Here is a 17560-nt window from a genome sequence, read left to right as displayed (position 1 = left end):
CGTTTTTCAGACGACCTCTCTGTACATCAAGTTAATCCGCTATAAAAAGGTCGTCTGAAACCGCGAAACCTATTGGAGAATCCGTTCATGAATACCGTATCGAATTATCTGTCCGCATTGCGCGAAGCCATGAAGGCGCAAGGTTTGGACGCACTCGTCATCCCCTCCGCCGACCCCCATCTTTCCGAATACCTGCCCGCACACTGGCAGGCGCGCCGCGAGTTGTCGGGCTTTACCGGCTCGGTCGGCACATTTGTCGTTACCGCCGATGAAGCGGGCGTGTGGGTGGACAGCCGCTATTGGGAACAAGCCACCAAACAGCTTGCAGGCAGCGGCATCGAGTTGCAAAAAAGCGGGCAAGTTCCGCCGTATAACGAATGGCTCGCGGCAAACCTGCCCGAAAACGCCGCCGTCGGCATCCCTTCCGATATGGTGTCGCTCACCGGCAAACGCACTTTGGCGCAATCCCTAGCCGCCAAAAACATCCGCATCGAACACCCCGACAACCTGCTTGACCAAGTGTGGACCAGCCGTCCCGCCATCCCCGCCGAAACCGTGTTCATCCACGACCCCGCCTACGTCTCTGAAACCGCCGCCGAAAAACTCGCCCGCGTGCGCGCCGTCATGGCGGAAAAAGGCGCGGATTACCACTTGGTTTCCTCGCTTGACGACATCGCTTGGCTGACCAACCTGCGCGGCAGCGACGTGCCTTTCAACCCCGTTTTCGTATCCTTCCTGCTTATCGGCAAAGACAATGCCGTCCTGTTTACCGACCAAGATCGTCTGAACGCCGAAGCCGCCGCCGCGCTGCAAACCGCAGGCATCACGGTCGAACCTTACGCCCAAGTTGCCGACAAACTCGCGCAAATCGGCGGCACGCTGCTTATCGAGCCGAACAAAACCGCCGTCAGCACCCTCGTGCGCCTGCCCGAAAGCGTGCACCTGATCGAAGGCATCAACCCGTCCACCTTCTTCAAATCCGTCAAATCCGAAGCCGACATCGCCCACATCCGCGAAGCGATGGAACAAGACGGCGCGGCGTTGTGCGGCTTCTTCGCCGAGTTTGAAGACATCATCGACAACGGCGGCAGCCTGACCGAAATCGACGTGGACACCATGCTCCACCGCTACCGCAGCGCACGTCCGGGCTTCATTTCATTGAGTTTCGACACCATCGCGGGCTTCAACGCCAACGCCGCCCTGCCGCATTACAGCGCAACGCCCGAAAGCCACAGCACCATCAGCGGCAACGGCCTCCTGCTCATCGACTCCGGCGCGCAATACAAAGGCGGCACGACCGACATCACCCGCGTCGTCCCCGTCGGCACACCGAGTGCCGAACAAAAACGCGACAACACCCTCGTCCTCAAAGCCCATATCGCGCTTGCCGAAGCCGTGTTCCCCGAAAACATCCTCTCGCCGATGATAGACGCCATCTGCCGCAAACCCCTGTGGCAGGCGCAATGCGACTACGGCCACGGCACAGGCCACGGCGTAGGCTATTTCCTCAACGTCCACGAAGGCCCGCAAGTCATCGCCTGCGCTGCCGTTCCCGGTCCGCAGCACGCCATGAAAAAAGGCATGGTGACCTCCATCGAACCCGGACTCTACCGTCCCGGCAAATGGGGCATCCGCATTGAGAACCTCGCCGCCAACCAAGCCGTCGCCAACCCGCAGGAAACCGAGTTCGGCAGCTTCCTCTACTTCGAAACCCTGACCCTCTGCCCCATCGACACCCGCCTGATGGACACCGCCCTCATGACCGACGGCGAAATCGACTGGGTCAACCGCTACCACGCCGAAGTCCGCCGCCGCCTCGAGCCGCTGACCGAAGGCGCGGCAAAAGCATGGCTGATCAAACGCACCGAACCGCTGGCGCGCTGACGGCAAAGGTCGTCTGAAAACGGCCGTAGTGTGGGCTTTGCCCACGAAAAACACCAGCAAAAAGGTCGTCTGAAACCGAAAATCCCGTTTCAGACGACCTCCGAAACAAACACAAAACGCAGGCTGCCACCCGCGACTGCCGCAATAAAAAACCGTCCGAAACCCCATCCAAAGTGTTCAGACAACCATAAAAGCCGTAGCGTGGGCTTTGCCCACGAAAAGCATCAGCCCAAAGGTCGTCTGAAACCCAAAATCCCGTTTCAGACGACCATAAAAGCAAAAGCCCGCACACCCAAAAACCAAGGGCCTGACTACAAAGAAGAGAAAACCACCCCAAGCGTCCGAACCCCGTTCAGGCGACCTTCCCGTATTCAGGCATATTCCGCCCCACCAAGCCCCGAGCAGGTACGATATGCTGAAATTCATCATCCGCCGCATACTTTCCGCCATCCCCACCATGCTGGTCCTGATTACCGTCTCATTCTTCATGATGCGGCTCGCACCCGGCAGCCCCTTCACCGGCGACAAAAACGTACCGCCCGCCGTACTGGCCAACATCGAGGCCAAATACCACCTGAACGACCCGATGTACCTGCAATACTTCGACTATCTCAAACAACTCGCCCACGGCGACCTCGGCCCCTCGTTCAAATATAAAGACTACAACGTCAACGAGCTGCTCGCCCAAGCCCTGCCCGTCTCCGTCGAACTGGGCGTGTACGCCTTCATCGTCTCCACCGTCTTGGGCGTACTCATGGGCACCATCGCTGCACTCAGGCGCAACACATGGGCGGACTACACCATCATGACCGCCGCCATGACCGGCATCGTCGTCCCCAGCTTCGTCAAAGCCCCCATCATGATTTTCATCTTCGCCATCACCCTCAAATGGCTGCCCGCCGGCGGCTGGAACGACGGCGCGCTGACCAGCCTCATCCTGCCCGTCGCCGCCCTCTCCATAGGCTATGTCGCAGGCCTCGCCCGCATCACGCGCGGCGCGATGATAGAAGTGTTGAACAGCCCCTACATCCGCACCGCCCGCGCCAAAGGGCTGTCCATGAACAGCATCGTCCTGCGCCATGCCCTGCGTCCCGCCATGCTGCCCATCCTCTCCTATCTCGTTCCCGCCTTCGTCGGCATCATCACCGGCGCCATCGTCATCGAAAGCGTCTTCGGACTGCCCGGCATCGGACAACTCTTCGTCAACGGCGCGCTCAACCGCGACTACGGCATGATCTTGGGACTGACCATCCTCGTCGGCGTACTGACCATCGTCTTCAACGCCATACTCGACATCCTCTACGCCCTGATCGACCCCAAAATCCGCTATTAAAAGCAAAAAAGGTCGTCTGAAAACCGGTTTTGCCGTTTTCAGACGACCCCCGAACAAAAAACGGAGAACACCATGCTATTTAACAAGAAAAATTCCCGCGCCATAGCAGACGCAGCCGAACAGGCACAAGTACACGGACGCAGCCTGTGGCAGGACGCATGGCGGCGTTTCAGCAACAACAAAGCCGCCCTGTGCAGCGTCTTCATCCTTGCCGCCATCACCCTCTTCGTTGTCGCCGCCCCCTGGATCAGCGCCTACACCTACGACTACACCGACTGGGACAACATGCAAATCCCGCCTTCCTTCGCCACCCGCCACTACTTCGGCACCGACCTGCTCGGACGCGACCTCCTTACCCGCGCCGCCGCCGGCGGGCGCATTTCCCTGCTCATCGGTATCGCAGGCGCACTCGTCGCCGTCGTCATCGGCACGCTCTACGGCGCACTCGCAGGCTTTTTCGGCGGCAAACTCGACTCCGTCATGATGCGCCTGCTCGAAATCCTCAACGCCTTCCCCTTCATGTTCTTCGTCATCCTCCTCACCACCTTCTTCGGGCGCAACCTCTTCCTCATCTTCGTCGCCATCGGACTCGTCTCATGGCTTGACGTCGCCCGCATCGTCCGCGGCCAAACCCTCAGCCTCAGACACAAAGAATTCGTCGAAGCCGCCCGCATCACAGGCGTATCCCGCCGCCGCATCGTTACCCGCCACATCATCCCCAACGTACTCGGCGTCGTCATGGTTTACGCCTCCCTGCTCGTCCCCGGCATGATCATGTTCGAATCCTTCCTCAGCTTCCTCGGATTGGGCGTACAAGAACCCATGACCAGTTGGGGTTCCATGCTCCAAGACGGCGCAGCCTCCATGGAAGCCGCCCCGTGGCAGCTCCTCGTCCCCTGCTTCTTCCTCGTCGCCACCCTCTTCTGCTTCAACTTCATCGGCGACGGCCTGCGCGACGCACTCGACCCCAAAGACCGCTGACACACACCACGAGGACACACCCATGAACACCCCGTTACTCACCGTCGAAAACCTCGACATCCGCTTCCAACTCCACGAAAAAACCGTCCACGCCGTGCGCAACATCAGCTTCAAAGTCGCCAAAGGCGAAACCCTCGCCCTCGTCGGCGAATCCGGTTCCGGCAAATCCGTTACCGCCATGTCCCTCATGCGCCTCCTGCCCGAAAACACCACCTGCTACGGAAAAGACTCGCGCATCACCTTCGACGGCACATCCATCCTCGACGCAGACGAAAAAACCCTCCGCAGCCTGCGCGGCGGACGCATCAGCTTCATCTTTCAAGAGCCCATGACCTCGCTGAACCCCTTCATGAAAATCGGCACCCAGCTCATGGAAGCCCTGCGCGTCCACAACAAAACCATCACCCGCAAAGCCGCCCGCGAACGCATCCTCGACCTCCTCAACCGCGTCGGCATCCGCGAAGCAGAACGTCGTCTGAAACAATACCCCCACGAATTCTCAGGCGGCCAGCTCCAGCGCATCATGATCGCCATGGCGCTGCTCAACGAGCCCGCCCTGCTCATCGCCGACGAACCCACCACCGCCCTCGACGTCACCATCCAGGCAGAAATCCTCGACCTCCTCCACGACCTCCAAAAACAAATGGGCATGGCGATAATCTTCATCACCCACGACCTCGGACTCGCCGAACACTACTCCGAAACCGTCTGCGTCATGAAAGACGGCGAAATCGTCGAGCGCGGCAAAATCAAACAAGTTTTCGCCAACCCCACCCACCCCTACACCGCACAACTCATCCACTCCGTCCCCAAAGGCATGAAAGACCCCGTAGAAGGCAACCCGCCCGAGCTCATCCGTGCCGACGGCATCGACGTCCACTTCACCCTCAAACACAACTTCTTCGGCAAACCCCTCAAAACCTTCCACGCCGTCAAAAACATCAGCCTCGCCATCCGCCAAGGCGAAACCCTCGGCATCGTCGGCGAATCCGGTTCCGGCAAATCCACACTCGGCAAAGCCATCATGCAAATGCTCCCCTACCAAGGTAGCATACACTTCGACGGCAGCGACCTCGCCGCCCTCACCCCCGAGCGCGCGCGCCAACTCAAAGCCGAACGCCAAATCGTCTTCCAAGACCCCTACGGCTCACTCTCCCCCCGCCTCACCGTCGGCGAAATCATAGGCGAAGGCCTCACCGTTCACCGCCCCGAAATGACCAAAGCCCAACGCACCGAACTCGTCCTCAAAGTCCTGGACGAAGTCTCCCTGCCCGCCGACGCCCTCAACCGCTACCCGCACGAATTCTCAGGCGGACAACGCCAACGCATCGCCATCGCCCGCGCCCTCATCCTGCGGCCCAAGTTCATCCTCCTCGACGAACCCACCTCCGCCCTCGACCGCTCCGTCCAAATCAAAGTCGTCGAACTGCTGCGCGGACTCCAAACCAAATACGGACTGACCTACATCTTCATCAGCCACGACCTCTCCGTCGTCCGCGCCGTCAGCGATAACGTCGCCGTCATGCAGCACGGAGAACTCGTCGAATACGGCAGCGCAGACCAAATCTTCCACCACCCGCAGAAAGACTACACCAAACGCCTCATCAACGCCGCCTTCGACCTCTGACCCAAGGTCGTCTGAAACCCAACGTAGCGTGGGCTCCGCCCACGAATTCCACAAATACCAAAAGGTCGTCTGAAACCCAACTTTCAGATGACCTTCTTTCTAATCTCATCTACTTCATCGCAACTTTCAACGCAAACGCTGCCAATCCAACCCATAATTACCTCCAGCAGCCGTCATTCCCGCGCAGGCGGGAATCCATCGGAAACCCTAAGAAACAGATATTCAAAAACAGTTGCCGAAATTCAAAAGTGGATTCCCGCCTGCGCGGGAATGACGGCAAACAAATATCCCGTCGGGACTCCCCCCAAACTACAACCACACAACCCGTAGCGTGGGCTTCACCCACGAACCCCACAAATACAAAAAGGTCGTCTGAAAACCCACTTTCAGACGACCTTTCATCCCCATTTCCTCCCAAACCACCCATACGACATCTCTACCTCTTATCATCCGTTGTTTATCCTGCCTGTCATTTTGACTTATATTCAGACTTTCATCATAAACCTCATGGCTGACTGCCAATCCTACCCCGTTCTTTCGCCGCCATCGAAACCGCCAACACCCAAGAACATTACCCAACCAACAGCCGCAACCATGATAAACATGATGTTTATGCAAAAACTATTCGAAAAAAGACAAACCTGCTTTTACCATCTTATCCAGAGGAGTTAAAAAGTGTCGAAAGGTAAATATTTAATTTTTATCGCAGTTCTATTTCTGGCCTCATGTATCGTTTCTTTTAATGATTATGAGTTACAACCTAAAAATTATGTGATCAACAAAGATTTTAATGAAATCATGTTTGATATAGATTTTATTAATACTAAACAAGAAATGATAAATAATTTACAAAAAGCATATACACATCATGCCAATTGTGAAAGTGTTGAAAAAACACATGATGCAAAGTTATTTAGTAAAGTAGAGTTATTTGGATTTATTCTTGGTCCAGAATATAGTGAGCTAAAAAATAGTCAGACTGATAGTTTGACAGGAAGTATTCGCTTGTGTAGATACCATAATTCATCTGAATGCATACAGGAAAAATTTAAACAAAAAAGATATACATTCAAATGTGTAGCTGCATTCTACGAGGGAATGGATCGCGGTTATCGATCCAAGCCTTTTGTCATCGACTTTGATACACGGACGCTTAAAAAAGAACTGTAAGCCTAGATTAGGCTTAACCCAATATTTTGAGCGATTTGAAGGTGTCATTGAGCCTCGCCCAACTTACTTATCCATTTACTTACCCTCTTTCTTAAAGGTTACATCATGAAATCTTTGATCATATCTATAATCCTATTTTTTTCATCCGGCTTTTGCATCGCCCAGGAAATTCAGTCTATAAAAAATGAAGATAAATCATGTGATGATCAGAATTACAAATTAAGCCTCTTCAAAACGAATGATGCTTTATTTTCGGCATCACACTGTATCACCATTCATCATGAAGAAATAGACGAAATCAACGGAATAGATGGAATAGAAGAAATAATCTATAACAGTATAGTGGTTAATGGAAAAAAATATGAATTAAAAAATTTTAGAAAAGAGAATAGTCCAAGTAGGAAAATCAACTTAGAAGCAGTGAGCGTATATAAGGATAATCGCCATCCCCCATTGCTTATTATTCTATTTTCAGAGGAATTTTGTTGCTATCCTCAACTGGATGGCAAAGATTATACGATTTATTTATATAAAATTTATCAAAACAAAGAAAATGGTGAGTTAAAACTAATACTTTCAAATCATATCTTAGGTGAGAACGCATCAGGATTTAATGGTATATCTGATCATAAAATAGAATTTAAATTAAAAAATATCAGAGAAATAAAAAAATATTTAAATAAGAAGAAAGCTCTTCTTAATTAATCCATTGAGCAAGTACAGATTGAGTTGAAACCCGGAATTTATAAAGGTCGTCTGAGACTTTTCAGACGACCTTCTTTTGAATTGGAATTAAAATAGACAAGTGGAATCATGTTTAAAAAATTTGCCCTAATAACCATTTTGTTAACTATAATTTTTTCTTATTTTTATTTTAGATATAGCGCATATTGCCATTATAAAGAAAAGACTTTACCTAGTTATCCAGTTCCTAGTGATGGGGACCAATGTGAAAGGTTTAGCGTAAGTGAAAATAAAAAAATTGTTGTTTGTCTTGATAGTATAGGAAATTTTTTAAGCATAGACGGCCTCAACTCTGGTATCTATTTATATGATGACCAAGGTAAATTACTGTCTTTTTATTATCTCCATAATGAAGTTTGGCTAGGAATGCCATTAGACTTGAACTTAGATGAAGAAGGTATATTCGATTTAGGTCTATATGCTCAAACAGAATCCTTTTCTATAAACCCATCTATTTTCCATAGGATAGAAGCAAAATTTATTGATAATTTATGCCATAAATAAAATTTTAATCTATATTATTTTATATAATTCAATTATTTAAAAGCCGGGTGGGAATCTGCCGGTATTTTTATCCTTAAATAATATTGTTTCAATCCCCAATTGAAGTAGTTTTAAAATAATAGGCAAAGTTTATGAAAAAGAAAAAAATAGTGAAATGGTTTGGTTTCTTTATATTGATATTTGGGTTGGTTGAGTATTGGCGAATAACGGGGATGGGAGAAGAGATAAAAAATCTCTCTGTGAATTGCCAGATGCAAGAAAAAGGCATACTTATTTAGAAAGTAAAAATAAGTTATAGATTATGAATAAAAAAATTTTAATGGTTTTATGTATCTTTTTATTATGTTATTTTTATAAAAATCTCCACCCTAAGGTAACATATTTTTACTATAATGAAGGTAAGCGCACTAGTATCACCTTAATTAGGAGTGATGGTAGTAAGGAATACTTGCGTCCTTTTTTTACTAATAATGTAACTTTTTATTTTCCATTCGATTGGTCATCTGAACCAGATGGTATTATTTTAATATCAAAACATGAAACAACTATCTTTTTAAAAGAAGATATAACCTTTTGTACCATGGAAATTTACCTGGATGAAAATCAGAAAATTTCCGATGTTAAACAATATGATGGACTTTGTATTAAACCGTAGATATTCAATATTTGTAAAGTGTATTGAAAGACGAATTTTTCGCCACTGTCGCAGGCTGTACTTTGGCAGCTGCCATCGGAAAATACCGCATGCCTGGAAATAAATTAATGGTAGAAAGCGTTTATCTCTATATCCGAGATACATTTGATTTTCTTAACGATAATGGCGGAGATCAATACCTAGGGCATTGGAATCATACAGGATTTGATGTGTTTTATAGCCATCAGCTTTCAGATAAGAAAAATGAGATTATAGCAGCCTCAGCCTATATAGCAGCCCCCCTTCTCTTTTCGATTCTAAACCTGAAGACCTTTTCTACCCAGTTAGGAACAGCCATTTCAATAAATGGAGAAATTTAAACAGACTAGGCGGGGATCTGCTGATATTTTCATCTTTGAAAGAATATCGTTGTAACCCTCCAATTGAAGTAGTTTTGAAATAATAGGCAAAGTTTATGAAAAAGAAAAAAATAGTGAAATGGTTTGGTTTCTTTATATTGATATTTGGATTAGTTGAGTATTGGCGAATCAAGGACATTGGAAAGGAAATTAATAAGCTGGATATAAGTAGCGAATGCTATCAGAATAATGATTTTATTGAATATAACAATTATTCTTGTGGCTTTTATTTTATAAACAAAATCTCAAAAGGATTATCTGATGATAAGGAATATGAGTTTTGTGAAACCAGACATAGCAGAGAGAAAGAAAAAGTTGAAGAGATAATTAGATTTAAAAATAAATTATTACAAGATCAAAAGACATTACAAAATAGAAAAATCTTTGCCTGTACAGGATGGAATGGCTTTAGGACAGCAATCTTTATTGCCGATGAAAAGGATAATTTGCTCTACTATTATCGAGATACATCCCCATTTGGCACCGAATGGGTTCCTGAAAATTTTGCAAGACCCTCTATCGATGACGAATATATCGGCTGGAGTGGCGGACCTGACGGCGGTCCTGTTGCCCCACTGCACCCCAACCTCCTTCAACGGATAGATGCAAAAATTATACAGTGGCTGGTTGAATTGTTTTATTGAACGGAAAGAGCCCTCTTTGAACCTTTTGTTTTCTAACCTATCATGAAAAAAATAATTTTCCTAATATTGCTTTGTGTGTTTCCCTTTGTGATACACGACTTCATTACTGAACAAAAACGACAAATCGTCATCCATAATTCATCTCCTTATTGGCTGCAAGTCAACGTTTATAGAAAGTATGACAATCAGACTGAGGATGAAGCAATAGAAAATTACTGGAACTTCAATTTAGAGAAGAACGAATCTTCCCCGATCTACTTCTCATATAATAAAAAAAATATTAATGAAACCCTCTATCTTGGTTTTTCTTTTTTCCAGCCAGATAATGATGATGTATTCTATACAGATGAATCTGTACCAACTCCAAAACAGAAGTTCATGGAAATTCATCGCGACTCGGGCGATTTCTGTGAGAGGCATATTTATATTGGGAATAGTGGAGAGATAATTAAAGATGAAGTAGTTAAGGGATTTTGCTTAGGACGATTATTGAGTTAAATCCTTCATTATTTGAATCCTTGACTAAGTTTCAAGCAAGTACAGGTTGAATTTATAAAGGTCGTCTGAAACCGTATTTGGTTTTCAGACGACCTTTTTGTTTATTTAGGATCGCAGCGGAAATGGTATGCGCAGATTTCGAAGCCGTTTTTGAAATACAGGCGGTGCGCATCGACGCGGTCGTGATTGACGTGGACGTTGAGGTGGATTTTGGTCACGCCCGTTTCCGCGCCGATTTTGCGGACTTCTGCCAACAGGCGGGAGGCATAGCCTTTGCGGCGGCTTTGCGGCAGGGTAACGATGTCGTCGATGTGGATATGGCGGCCACTGGCAAGATTGCAGGATTCGCGGAAGCCGCAGACGGCGACGGCGTTGTGTTTGCCTTCTTCGAAAATACCCAAGAGGCGGTAGCCGGCGGGGCGTTGGACGGTGTTGATTTGTTCGGTGAATTTGCTGATGTCGGTCAATGAAGAACGCAGGACGCTGAGGGCGGCGAAGGCGGTGGATGTATCTTCGGGCGGGATTTCGCGCAAAACGTAGTCGGCAGCGGCGGCTTGGACCGGCGCTTTTTCGGCGGCGTGTTTTTCTTCGATGGCTTGTGCCAGCGGGACGCGTTCGGCAGGTTCGCCTTGCGCTTTGGCTTCCTGTTCTTTCAAAAGCTCTTTGCAGTCGATGATGCGCAGGTCGTTGTCGGCGGCAAAGTCCATCAGGAAACGGAACATCTGCGGATTGTCTTCTTCGAGTTTCTTATCGACGGCGACGCAGCGGACGTTGTCCACCAGCATGGGGCGCACCCAGTTGGAGTAGGACAGCCGGTTGTCTTTGGTGAATGAGGACAATATGCCGCACAGGCGTTCTGCCCAGTCGCTGGGACGGAAAATCTTGCCTTTGTTGGTTGTGCCGTGAATCACGACTTCGTAAGGGTTGCAGACTAACATGGCGGTTTCCTGTGTAGAGTTTGAAATTAGGGTGAAACCTTTCAAAAACTGCTTTTCGTCTTTGTTTTTTATTGATTTCACAAAAGAATATATTTCGCAATTATACCCTACTGTCCGTGCTTCGTGGCGTTCGGGGCTGGAGTCGGATTTTTTGTTTTTTGAAAAACGACAAGGGGTCGTCTGAAAATGGAACGTTAAATTTCAGACGACCTTTGAGCCGTAGCAGCAATATGATGTGTTTGGGACGAAACGGCGGATTACCTGTATTACAAGCATCGGCGCCAAGGCGGATGATTGCCGTCCGACAAAGATGGCATCGTTTTATTTTAGCCCGGCTGCATCCCCATTCCTCGCCTGCGGACACACGCCGCCGCACAAACAAAAAACACCAACTGCGCCAGATTAAACGTCGCCCCGCCAAGCGCGGCGGCAACAGGCGATTGCGGAAACAGGCTGCACGAAACCGCAATAACCGTTCCTACCGGCAACGGATTGCACCACGCGGCGGCGCGCGGAAGCAGCGTCCTACGGCGCAGCGTCTGTACCAGCAACAGCAGCCATCCCGCCGCAATCGAACCGACCGAAGCCATCCAGTGCACCTCCAGCATCCGGTAAAAATGACGGAACAGCGTCAGTAGCGGCGGATAATCGTCCGGCACGGCATTCAGCAGCACCTTGGCAACCATGCCCGTAAAATAAAAACCGGCATGTCCCAAAGGCGACAGCGCATATCCGAAAAACAGCACTGCAAAACCGACCTTGGCCGTGCGCCCGGGCCGCATCAGCCGGTAAACGCCGAATGCCGCCGCCAGATACAGCGCCGCAGAAAACGTCGCCGGCAACACGCCCCACAGCAGCCGCTCGGGCGAGCCGGCCTGCATCAGCACGGCAAAATCCGCCGCCTCGCCCAACTGCGGCGCCAGCGTCTGCGAAAGCAAAGGATAACGTTCCGGCGTCTGCACGAATCCGACCAGCAGCATATCGGCAACAGTCCAGCACACCGCCGCTGCAATTCCCGCCCAAAGCAGCAGAGAAAGTCGGGAAACAGCGGTTTCAGACGACCCGCACCTAACGGATGCTTCATTTTGATTTTGCATATCATGGAATCCTGCCGGGGTATTCTCGACAATAAAATAGACTATTAAACAGGAAGATAAGTTCTCAAATTATCGGTACGTCCTATGATGTTTTCACAAAATTTCCGGCAACTGCTTAAATTCATAGGGAGAGATCTTTGCAAAATTCCTTCCTCCCCCGACAGCCGAAACCCCAAACACAGGTTTTCGGCTGTTTTCGTTTCAAATATCCACTGATTCTACCCAAATGCCCCCTTAATCCTCCCCGGATACCCCATAATCAGGCATCCGGGCCGCCTTTTAGGCGGCAACAGGCACACTTAGCCTGTTAGCCGCTTTCAACAGGTTCAAACACATCGCCTTCAGATGGCTTTGCGCACTCACTTTGAGCAGACCAAAATAGGCTGCCCGGGCGTAGCGGAATTTACGGTGCAGCGTACCGAAGCTTTGTTCGACCACATAACGGGTCTTCGACAAATATCGGTTACGTTTGGTTTGCGCTTCCGTCAGCGGACGGTTGCGGCAGGCTTTGCGCATAATGCCGTCTAACAACTGATGCTCTTTCAGATGTTGCCGGTTTTCCTTACTGTCGTAGCCTTTGTCGGCATAGACGGTCGTGCCTTCGGCAATACCTTCCAACAAAGGGGACAGATGGTTGCACTCATGGACATTGGCGGGGGTGATGTGCAGTTTCTCGATATAGCCTTCCTCATCGGTACGGGTATGTTGTTTGTAACCGAGTTTGTAGAGGCCGTTTTTCTTTGTCCAGCGGGCATCTTTGTCTTTACTCGGTGTGGTTTGGCCGCTGACTTGTCCTTCTTCATCGACTTCTATGGCCTGACGCTGTTTGCTGCCGGCGGTCTGAATAATGGTGGCGTCAACGACGGCGGCGGATGCTTTCTCTACTTTTAGGTTTTTTTCGGCCAGTTGGCAGTTAATCAGTTTGAGCAATTCGGACAGGGTGTCATCTTGCGCCAGCCAGTTGCGGTAGCGGCATAAGGTGCTGTAATCGGGGATGTTCAGTTCGTCAAAACGGCAAAACAGGTTGAAGTCGATGCGGGTGATGAGGCTGTGTTCGAGTTCGGGATCGGAGAGGCTGTGCCATTGTCCGAGCAGGACGGCTTTGAACATGGACAACAGGGGATAGGCGGGACGGCCGCGGTGGTCTCGGAGATAACGGGTTCTTTGACGGTTCAGGTATTGTTCGATCGGCTGCCAATCAATCACCTGATCCAACTTCAATAATGGGAAGCGGTCGATGTGTTTGGCGATCATGGCTTGTGCGGTTTGTTGGAAGAAGGTGCTCATAAGAAATCCCCTAAATGTCTTGATGGGAATTTAGGGGATTTTGGGGAATTTTGCAAAGGTCTCAGGGAATAACATAAGACTGTCTGAAACTATAGTGGATTAAATTTAAATCAGGACAAGGCGACGAAGCCGCAGACAGTACAGATAGTACGGAACCGATTCACTTGGTGCTTCAGCACCTTAGAGAATCGTTCTCTTTGAGCTAAGGCGAGGCAACGCCGTAATGGTTTAAAGCTAATCCACTATATTTCAAATAGCCTTAAATCATTCCGGTAGTAAAATTCAGACGACCTGCGTCTGATGTTCGTCGCCGTTTCGCCCGCGGATAATGCCCAAACGGTAAACGGTTTCGCCTTCTCGCTTTTTCACGCCTGAAATCCTGCCGGCTTCGTATTGTTGCCACCACAGAATACTTCATGTAAATTCCCGCCTGCTCCAACAACCTCTATTCCAAAGAAATCACCATGAACAGACAAAAATATACCGCAGCCCTCCTGCTCGCCGCCGCATTCTCTGTTGTACACGCCGAACCGCAAGAAGCATCCTTCCAAGACCAATGCGCCCTGGTCGGACTGATGGCTCAAACCGCCATGGGCGAACGTTTGTCCGGTACGGGCATCGGACAAACCGTTGAGAAGATGAACGAACGCTTTATGGTCGTTGCCAAAAACGATTACAGCCGCTCCTTCATTCAAGGGCTAACCGAGCGCGTGGCGCAAGAAATCTACCACTTTCCGCAATCGGCTTTGAACGCCGTCCCCAAATCCGACTACGCCATCTTCGCCCGAGATACGGGCAAGGCGGAATATCAGCTTTGTATGAAAGCCCTGACGGGCAAAACCGAATAAAGCAGGTCGTCTGAAAAGGATGAAACCCCATTTTTCAGACGACCCCTTTTCACGAAAATCCGAAACCCCACCCCGTCAAATATGCGATAATACCGCCACCTCAAAACGATTTCAGACGACCCATGCGCCTCAACGCCCGCCCCGCCCGTTTTGCCCGTACCGCACGCCGCGGCGCGTCCGTCGTTGTTTCGTAAAACCCCGCCTTAGCGGGGTTTTTGCCGAATTGAAGAAAGGAAGCCGAATGCCCAACCCGCTTTACCGACAACACGTCATCTCCATTTCCGACCTGACGACCGAACAGCTCGAGCTGCTCCTGCAAACCGCCCTCAAGCTCAAAACCGACCCGCGCGACGACCTGCTCGAAGGCAAACTCATCGGCTCATGCTTTTTTGAACCCTCCACCCGCACGCGCCTGTCGTTTGAAACCGCCGTACAACGCTTGGGCGGCAAAGTCATCGGCTTCTCCGACGGCGCCAACACCAGCGCGAAAAAAGGCGAAACCCTCGCCGACACCGCCCGCATCATCTCCAGCTACACCGACGCCATCATCCAACGCCACCCCAAAGACGGCGCCGCACGCGTGTCCGCCGAGTTTTCCAAAGTCCCCGTCATCAACGCCGGCGACGGCACCAACCAACACCCCAGCCAAACCCTGCTCGACCTCGTGACCATTTACGAAACCCAAGGTCGTCTGAACAAGCTCAAAATCGCCATGGCGGGCGACCTCAAATACGGCCGCACCGTCCATTCCCTCTGCCAAGCCCTCAAACGCTGGGACTGCGAATTTGCCTTCGTCTCCCCGCCCAGCCTCGCCATGCCCGAATACATCACCGAAGAACTCGAAGCCGCAGGCTGCCGCTACCAAATCCTGCCCGACCTCGAAACCGCCGTCGAATGGGCGGACATCCTGTACATGACCCGTGTCCAACGCGAACGCTTCGACGAACAAGAGTTCGCCAAAATCCAAGGCAAATTCAACCTCAACGCCGCCATGCTCGCCAACGCACGCCCCAACCTGCGCGTGCTGCACCCCCTGCCGCGCGTTGACGAAATCCACCCCGACGTCGATGCCACGCCGCACGCCTACTATTTCGAGCAGGCGACCAACGGCGTTTACGCCCGCATGGCGATTTTATCGCTGGTGTTGAACGAAGAAGTATAAGGAGCAAATATGGAAACCCCAAAACTCAGCGTCGAAGCCATCGAAAAAGGCACCGTCATCGACCACATCCCCGCCGGCAAAGGCCTGATTATCCTGCGCCAATTCAAACTACTGCACTACGGCAGCGCCGTCACCGTCGGCTTCAACCTGCCCAGCAAAACCCAAGGCAGCAAAGACATCATCAAAATCACCGGCGTCTGGCTGGACGACAACGCCGCCAACCGCCTCGCCCTCTTCGCCCCCGAAGCCGTCGTCAACACCATCGACCACTTCAAAGTCATCAACAAACGCCGGCTTACCCTGCCCGACGAAATCGCCGAAGTGTTCCGCTGCCCGAACACCAACTGTGCCAGCCACGGCGAGCCGGTGAAAAGCCGCTTCTACGTTCGCAAACAAAGCGGGCAGACCAAGCTCAAATGCCACTACTGCGAAAAAACCTTCAGCCGCGATTCCGTGGCGGAGGCTTAGTTTTTGCTAAGGCTGGACCGGCATGAATGCAAAAGGTCGTCTGAAAACTGAACTGGCCCCCAAATCTTGGACACTCATAAAAGCCTATTCAGGCGCTCTGTGCAAGCTGGGTTCTGTATGCGACAGGACTCAGCTTTTTCAATTTCAAACTGCAACGCTCCCGGTTGTAGTAATCCATATAGTCATCTATCTGCTTCATCAATTCATCTACCGTCAATTCACCTGCGTTATAGAAACACTCCGTCTTTAACACCGCAAAGAAGCTTTCCATCGGCGCATTGTCCCAACAGTTCGCCTTTCGCGACATGCTTTGAACCATGGAATACTCCGCAAGCAATTCCCTATACCCCGCCGTACGGTACAGCACACCTTGGTCCGAATGAAGCATCGTTCCTTTAGCAGTCAGACGGGGGGCGGCTTTTTCGAGCATTTCCTTCACCATTTCGCTGTCGGCTCTGCGGCTCATGGCGTAGGCGACGATCTCGCGGTTGAACAAGTCCAAGATTGGCGAGAGGTACAGTTTGCCGTCCTTCCCTTTGAGTTCGGTAACGTCGGTCAGCCATTTTTCGTTGGGCTTTCGGGCTTTGAACCGGCGTTTGAGGAGGTGTTCCGATATTTCGCCCATGGCGGGATGGCGGTAGGCTTTTTTCGCCCGTATGAGGGCTTTCAGTTCCATCTGCTTCATCAGCCGCGCCACTTTTTTGCGGTTCCAATCCAATGCTGCGGCAATGCGCCTTTGCCCGTAGCGTCCTTTATGCCGTTCGTAGATTTCGGCGATAAGGGCTTTGTCGGCTGCGTCGGGGTCGGGGCGGTCTTGGTGATGGTAGTAAAAGCTGCTTTGGGGCAGGTTTGCGATGTGCAGCAGGTATTTGAGCGGGTGTTGCGCCCTCAGTGTTTGGACGGTTTGGCTTTGTCCTTTGCGGTCCGCTTTTGGCTGAGGGCTTTTAACTCCTTTAGATAGGCAACCTTTGCGCGCATATAGCACAGTTCTTCAATAAGCTCTGCCTGTGTTTTTTCGTGGTCGGGTTTGTCGACGATGAAGGGGTTTTTGCGGTGGTCGGTCATGGTTTTGGATTGGGGATGTTCGAGTGCGCCGATGCCGCCTTCTTGATAGGCGCGTATCCATCGTCGCAGGTGGGTTCGGGAGATGCCGTAATGATCTGCGGTACGCTGTTGGCTGCGTATGTGCAGGTAGTGGAGTACGGCTTGGTATTTGAAGTGTAATGTATATTTGCTCATAAAAAAACTGCACTTTGTGAGTTGGAGGGGATGTCCAACTTTTGGGGTGCAGTTCAAACTTGAAATCAGGTTTTCAGACGACC

The 17560-nt window shown here is 50.5% G+C and carries 21 protein-coding genes and 1 pseudogene; 16 read left to right on the top strand and 6 right to left on the bottom strand.

The window, feature by feature from the left end:
* The first annotated feature begins 87 nt into the window (after window positions 1–87).
* From MON40_RS01035 to MON40_RS01020, 4 genes are all read left to right on the top strand, one after another.
* Window positions 88–1884 carry an aminopeptidase P family protein gene (locus MON40_RS01035; RefSeq protein ID WP_003779988.1) on the top strand — a complete coding sequence of 599 codons (1797 nt, stop codon included), beginning with the start codon at window positions 88–90 and terminating at the stop codon, window positions 1882–1884.
* A gap of 412 nt (window positions 1885–2296) precedes the next feature.
* On the top strand, window positions 2297–3217 hold the full coding sequence (gene oppB / locus MON40_RS01030; RefSeq protein ID WP_003779986.1) for an oligopeptide ABC transporter permease OppB: 921 nt from the start codon (window positions 2297–2299) through the stop codon (window positions 3215–3217).
* 72 nt (window positions 3218–3289) lie between these two features.
* Entirely contained in the window at window positions 3290–4198 is a 909-nt protein-coding gene (gene oppC, locus MON40_RS01025) for an oligopeptide ABC transporter permease OppC (protein WP_003779985.1), read from the top strand.
* 22 nt (window positions 4199–4220) lie between these two features.
* Window positions 4221–5825, top strand: coding sequence for an ABC transporter ATP-binding protein (locus tag MON40_RS01020; protein ID WP_003779984.1), 1605 nt, complete (start codon window positions 4221–4223; stop codon window positions 5823–5825).
* 309 nt (window positions 5826–6134) lie between these two features.
* On the opposite strand, the gene MON40_RS01015 is transcribed toward MON40_RS01020, so the two are convergent.
* Window positions 6135–6275 (bottom strand): hypothetical protein, encoded by a 141-nt coding sequence (locus MON40_RS01015; RefSeq protein WP_155814849.1) that lies wholly within the window; start codon window positions 6273–6275, stop codon window positions 6135–6137.
* 225 nt (window positions 6276–6500) lie between these two features.
* Here MON40_RS01015 and MON40_RS01010 point away from each other — a divergent pair, with 225 nt between their 5' ends.
* The 9 genes and pseudogenes from MON40_RS01010 to MON40_RS00975 all read left to right on the top strand — a co-directional run bounded on the left by MON40_RS01010 (window position 6501) and on the right by MON40_RS00975 (window position 10438).
* A complete protein-coding gene (locus MON40_RS01010) occupies window positions 6501–6995 on the top strand; it encodes a hypothetical protein (RefSeq protein ID WP_003780491.1) in 495 nt (164 codons plus the stop codon).
* A 105-nt stretch (window positions 6996–7100) separates the two neighbouring features.
* Entirely contained in the window at window positions 7101–7700 is a 600-nt protein-coding gene (locus MON40_RS01005) for a hypothetical protein (RefSeq protein ID WP_182096160.1), read from the top strand.
* Between the two features lie 108 nt (window positions 7701–7808).
* Window positions 7809–8243, top strand: coding sequence for a hypothetical protein (locus MON40_RS01000; RefSeq protein WP_242925963.1), 435 nt, complete (start codon window positions 7809–7811; stop codon window positions 8241–8243).
* A gap of 131 nt (window positions 8244–8374) precedes the next feature.
* The gene (locus MON40_RS00995; RefSeq protein WP_242925962.1) at window positions 8375–8521 is read left to right on the top strand and encodes a hypothetical protein; all 147 of its coding nucleotides are present in this window, start codon (window positions 8375–8377) and stop codon (window positions 8519–8521) included.
* Window positions 8522–8544: 23 nt separating this feature from the next.
* Window positions 8545–8898, top strand: coding sequence for a hypothetical protein (locus MON40_RS00990; RefSeq protein WP_009312651.1), 354 nt, complete (start codon window positions 8545–8547; stop codon window positions 8896–8898).
* Between the two features lie 62 nt (window positions 8899–8960).
* Window positions 8961–9257: a DUF6402 family protein gene (locus MON40_RS00985; protein ID WP_147611995.1), complete on the top strand. Its 297-nt coding sequence runs from the start codon at window positions 8961–8963 to the stop codon at window positions 9255–9257.
* 5 nt (window positions 9258–9262) lie between these two features.
* Window positions 9263–9340 (top strand): annotated as a pseudogene (locus MON40_RS13440) (hypothetical protein); the annotation flags it as partial.
* Between the two features lie 12 nt (window positions 9341–9352).
* Window positions 9353–9940: a hypothetical protein gene (locus MON40_RS00980; RefSeq protein WP_242925961.1), complete on the top strand. Its 588-nt coding sequence runs from the start codon at window positions 9353–9355 to the stop codon at window positions 9938–9940.
* Window positions 9941–9982: 42 nt separating this feature from the next.
* Window positions 9983–10438, top strand: coding sequence for a hypothetical protein (locus tag MON40_RS00975; protein ID WP_242925960.1), 456 nt, complete (start codon window positions 9983–9985; stop codon window positions 10436–10438).
* 101 nt (window positions 10439–10539) lie between these two features.
* Here MON40_RS00975 and MON40_RS00970 read toward each other — a convergent pair whose 3' ends face one another.
* The 3 genes from MON40_RS00970 to MON40_RS00960 form a co-directional block, all read right to left on the bottom strand.
* On the bottom strand, window positions 10540–11376 hold the full coding sequence (locus MON40_RS00970) for a GNAT family N-acetyltransferase (protein ID WP_003768500.1): 837 nt from the start codon (window positions 11374–11376) through the stop codon (window positions 10540–10542).
* A gap of 326 nt (window positions 11377–11702) precedes the next feature.
* A complete protein-coding gene (locus MON40_RS00965) occupies window positions 11703–12473 on the bottom strand; it encodes a DUF6796 family protein (protein ID WP_003779977.1) in 771 nt (256 codons plus the stop codon).
* Window positions 12474–12752: 279 nt separating this feature from the next.
* Window positions 12753–13760 carry an IS5 family transposase gene (locus MON40_RS00960; RefSeq protein ID WP_242925842.1) on the bottom strand — a complete coding sequence of 336 codons (1008 nt, stop codon included), beginning with the start codon at window positions 13758–13760 and terminating at the stop codon, window positions 12753–12755.
* A 464-nt stretch (window positions 13761–14224) separates the two neighbouring features.
* Here MON40_RS00960 and MON40_RS00955 point away from each other — a divergent pair, with 464 nt between their 5' ends.
* The 3 genes from MON40_RS00955 to pyrI all read left to right on the top strand — a co-directional run bounded on the left by MON40_RS00955 (window position 14225) and on the right by pyrI (window position 16238).
* A complete protein-coding gene (locus MON40_RS00955) occupies window positions 14225–14608 on the top strand; it encodes a hypothetical protein (RefSeq protein ID WP_003780396.1) in 384 nt (127 codons plus the stop codon).
* 241 nt (window positions 14609–14849) lie between these two features.
* The gene (gene pyrB, locus MON40_RS00950) at window positions 14850–15770 is read left to right on the top strand and encodes an aspartate carbamoyltransferase (protein WP_003780394.1); all 921 of its coding nucleotides are present in this window, start codon (window positions 14850–14852) and stop codon (window positions 15768–15770) included.
* Window positions 15771–15779: 9 nt separating this feature from the next.
* A complete protein-coding gene (gene pyrI / locus MON40_RS00945; protein WP_003758869.1) occupies window positions 15780–16238 on the top strand; it encodes an aspartate carbamoyltransferase regulatory subunit in 459 nt (152 codons plus the stop codon).
* Between the two features lie 88 nt (window positions 16239–16326).
* Here the strand turns inward: pyrI and MON40_RS00940 are convergent, their stop codons facing one another.
* Together MON40_RS00940 and MON40_RS00935 are read right to left on the bottom strand one after the other, a co-directional pair.
* The gene (locus MON40_RS00940; RefSeq protein WP_242925959.1) at window positions 16327–17223 is read right to left on the bottom strand and encodes an IS3 family transposase; all 897 of its coding nucleotides are present in this window, start codon (window positions 17221–17223) and stop codon (window positions 16327–16329) included.
* Window positions 17127–17477, bottom strand: coding sequence for a helix-turn-helix domain-containing protein (locus MON40_RS00935; RefSeq protein WP_003745394.1), 351 nt, complete (start codon window positions 17475–17477; stop codon window positions 17127–17129). Before MON40_RS00935 ends, MON40_RS00940 begins: the two co-directional genes overlap by 97 nt.
* Window positions 17478–17560 lie beyond the last annotated feature (83 nt).

Origin of the sequence: Neisseria macacae ATCC 33926 (assembly GCF_022749495.1) — a bacterium.
Taxonomy (GTDB): domain Bacteria; phylum Pseudomonadota; class Gammaproteobacteria; order Burkholderiales; family Neisseriaceae; genus Neisseria; species Neisseria macacae.
This window is presented reverse-complemented; position numbering and strand designations above follow the sequence as displayed.

Coding starts and splice junctions, on each gene's coding strand:
- pyrI (WP_003758869.1), top strand. CDS start 15,780: ATGGAAACCCCAAAACTCAGCGTCGAAGCCATCGAAAAAGGCACCGTC.
- MON40_RS00990 (WP_009312651.1), top strand. CDS start 8,545: ATGAATAAAAAAATTTTAATGGTTTTATGTATCTTTTTATTATGTTAT.
- MON40_RS00975 (WP_242925960.1), top strand. CDS start 9,983: ATGAAAAAAATAATTTTCCTAATATTGCTTTGTGTGTTTCCCTTTGTG.
- oppB (WP_003779986.1), top strand. CDS start 2,297: ATGCTGAAATTCATCATCCGCCGCATACTTTCCGCCATCCCCACCATG.
- MON40_RS00970 (WP_003768500.1), bottom strand. CDS start 11,376: ATGTTAGTCTGCAACCCTTACGAAGTCGTGATTCACGGCACAACCAAC.
- MON40_RS01005 (WP_182096160.1), top strand. CDS start 7,101: ATGAAATCTTTGATCATATCTATAATCCTATTTTTTTCATCCGGCTTT.
- MON40_RS00995 (WP_242925962.1), top strand. CDS start 8,375: ATGAAAAAGAAAAAAATAGTGAAATGGTTTGGTTTCTTTATATTGATA.
- MON40_RS00955 (WP_003780396.1), top strand. CDS start 14,225: ATGAACAGACAAAAATATACCGCAGCCCTCCTGCTCGCCGCCGCATTC.
- MON40_RS01035 (WP_003779988.1), top strand. CDS start 88: ATGAATACCGTATCGAATTATCTGTCCGCATTGCGCGAAGCCATGAAG.
- MON40_RS01020 (WP_003779984.1), top strand. CDS start 4,221: ATGAACACCCCGTTACTCACCGTCGAAAACCTCGACATCCGCTTCCAA.
- MON40_RS00980 (WP_242925961.1), top strand. CDS start 9,353: ATGAAAAAGAAAAAAATAGTGAAATGGTTTGGTTTCTTTATATTGATA.
- MON40_RS00935 (WP_003745394.1), bottom strand. CDS start 17,477: ATGAGCAAATATACATTACACTTCAAATACCAAGCCGTACTCCACTAC.
- MON40_RS00965 (WP_003779977.1), bottom strand. CDS start 12,473: ATGCAAAATCAAAATGAAGCATCCGTTAGGTGCGGGTCGTCTGAAACC.
- MON40_RS00960 (WP_242925842.1), bottom strand. CDS start 13,760: ATGAGCACCTTCTTCCAACAAACCGCACAAGCCATGATCGCCAAACAC.
- MON40_RS01015 (WP_155814849.1), bottom strand. CDS start 6,275: ATGATAAGAGGTAGAGATGTCGTATGGGTGGTTTGGGAGGAAATGGGG.
- MON40_RS01000 (WP_242925963.1), top strand. CDS start 7,809: ATGTTTAAAAAATTTGCCCTAATAACCATTTTGTTAACTATAATTTTT.
- oppC (WP_003779985.1), top strand. CDS start 3,290: ATGCTATTTAACAAGAAAAATTCCCGCGCCATAGCAGACGCAGCCGAA.
- pyrB (WP_003780394.1), top strand. CDS start 14,850: ATGCCCAACCCGCTTTACCGACAACACGTCATCTCCATTTCCGACCTG.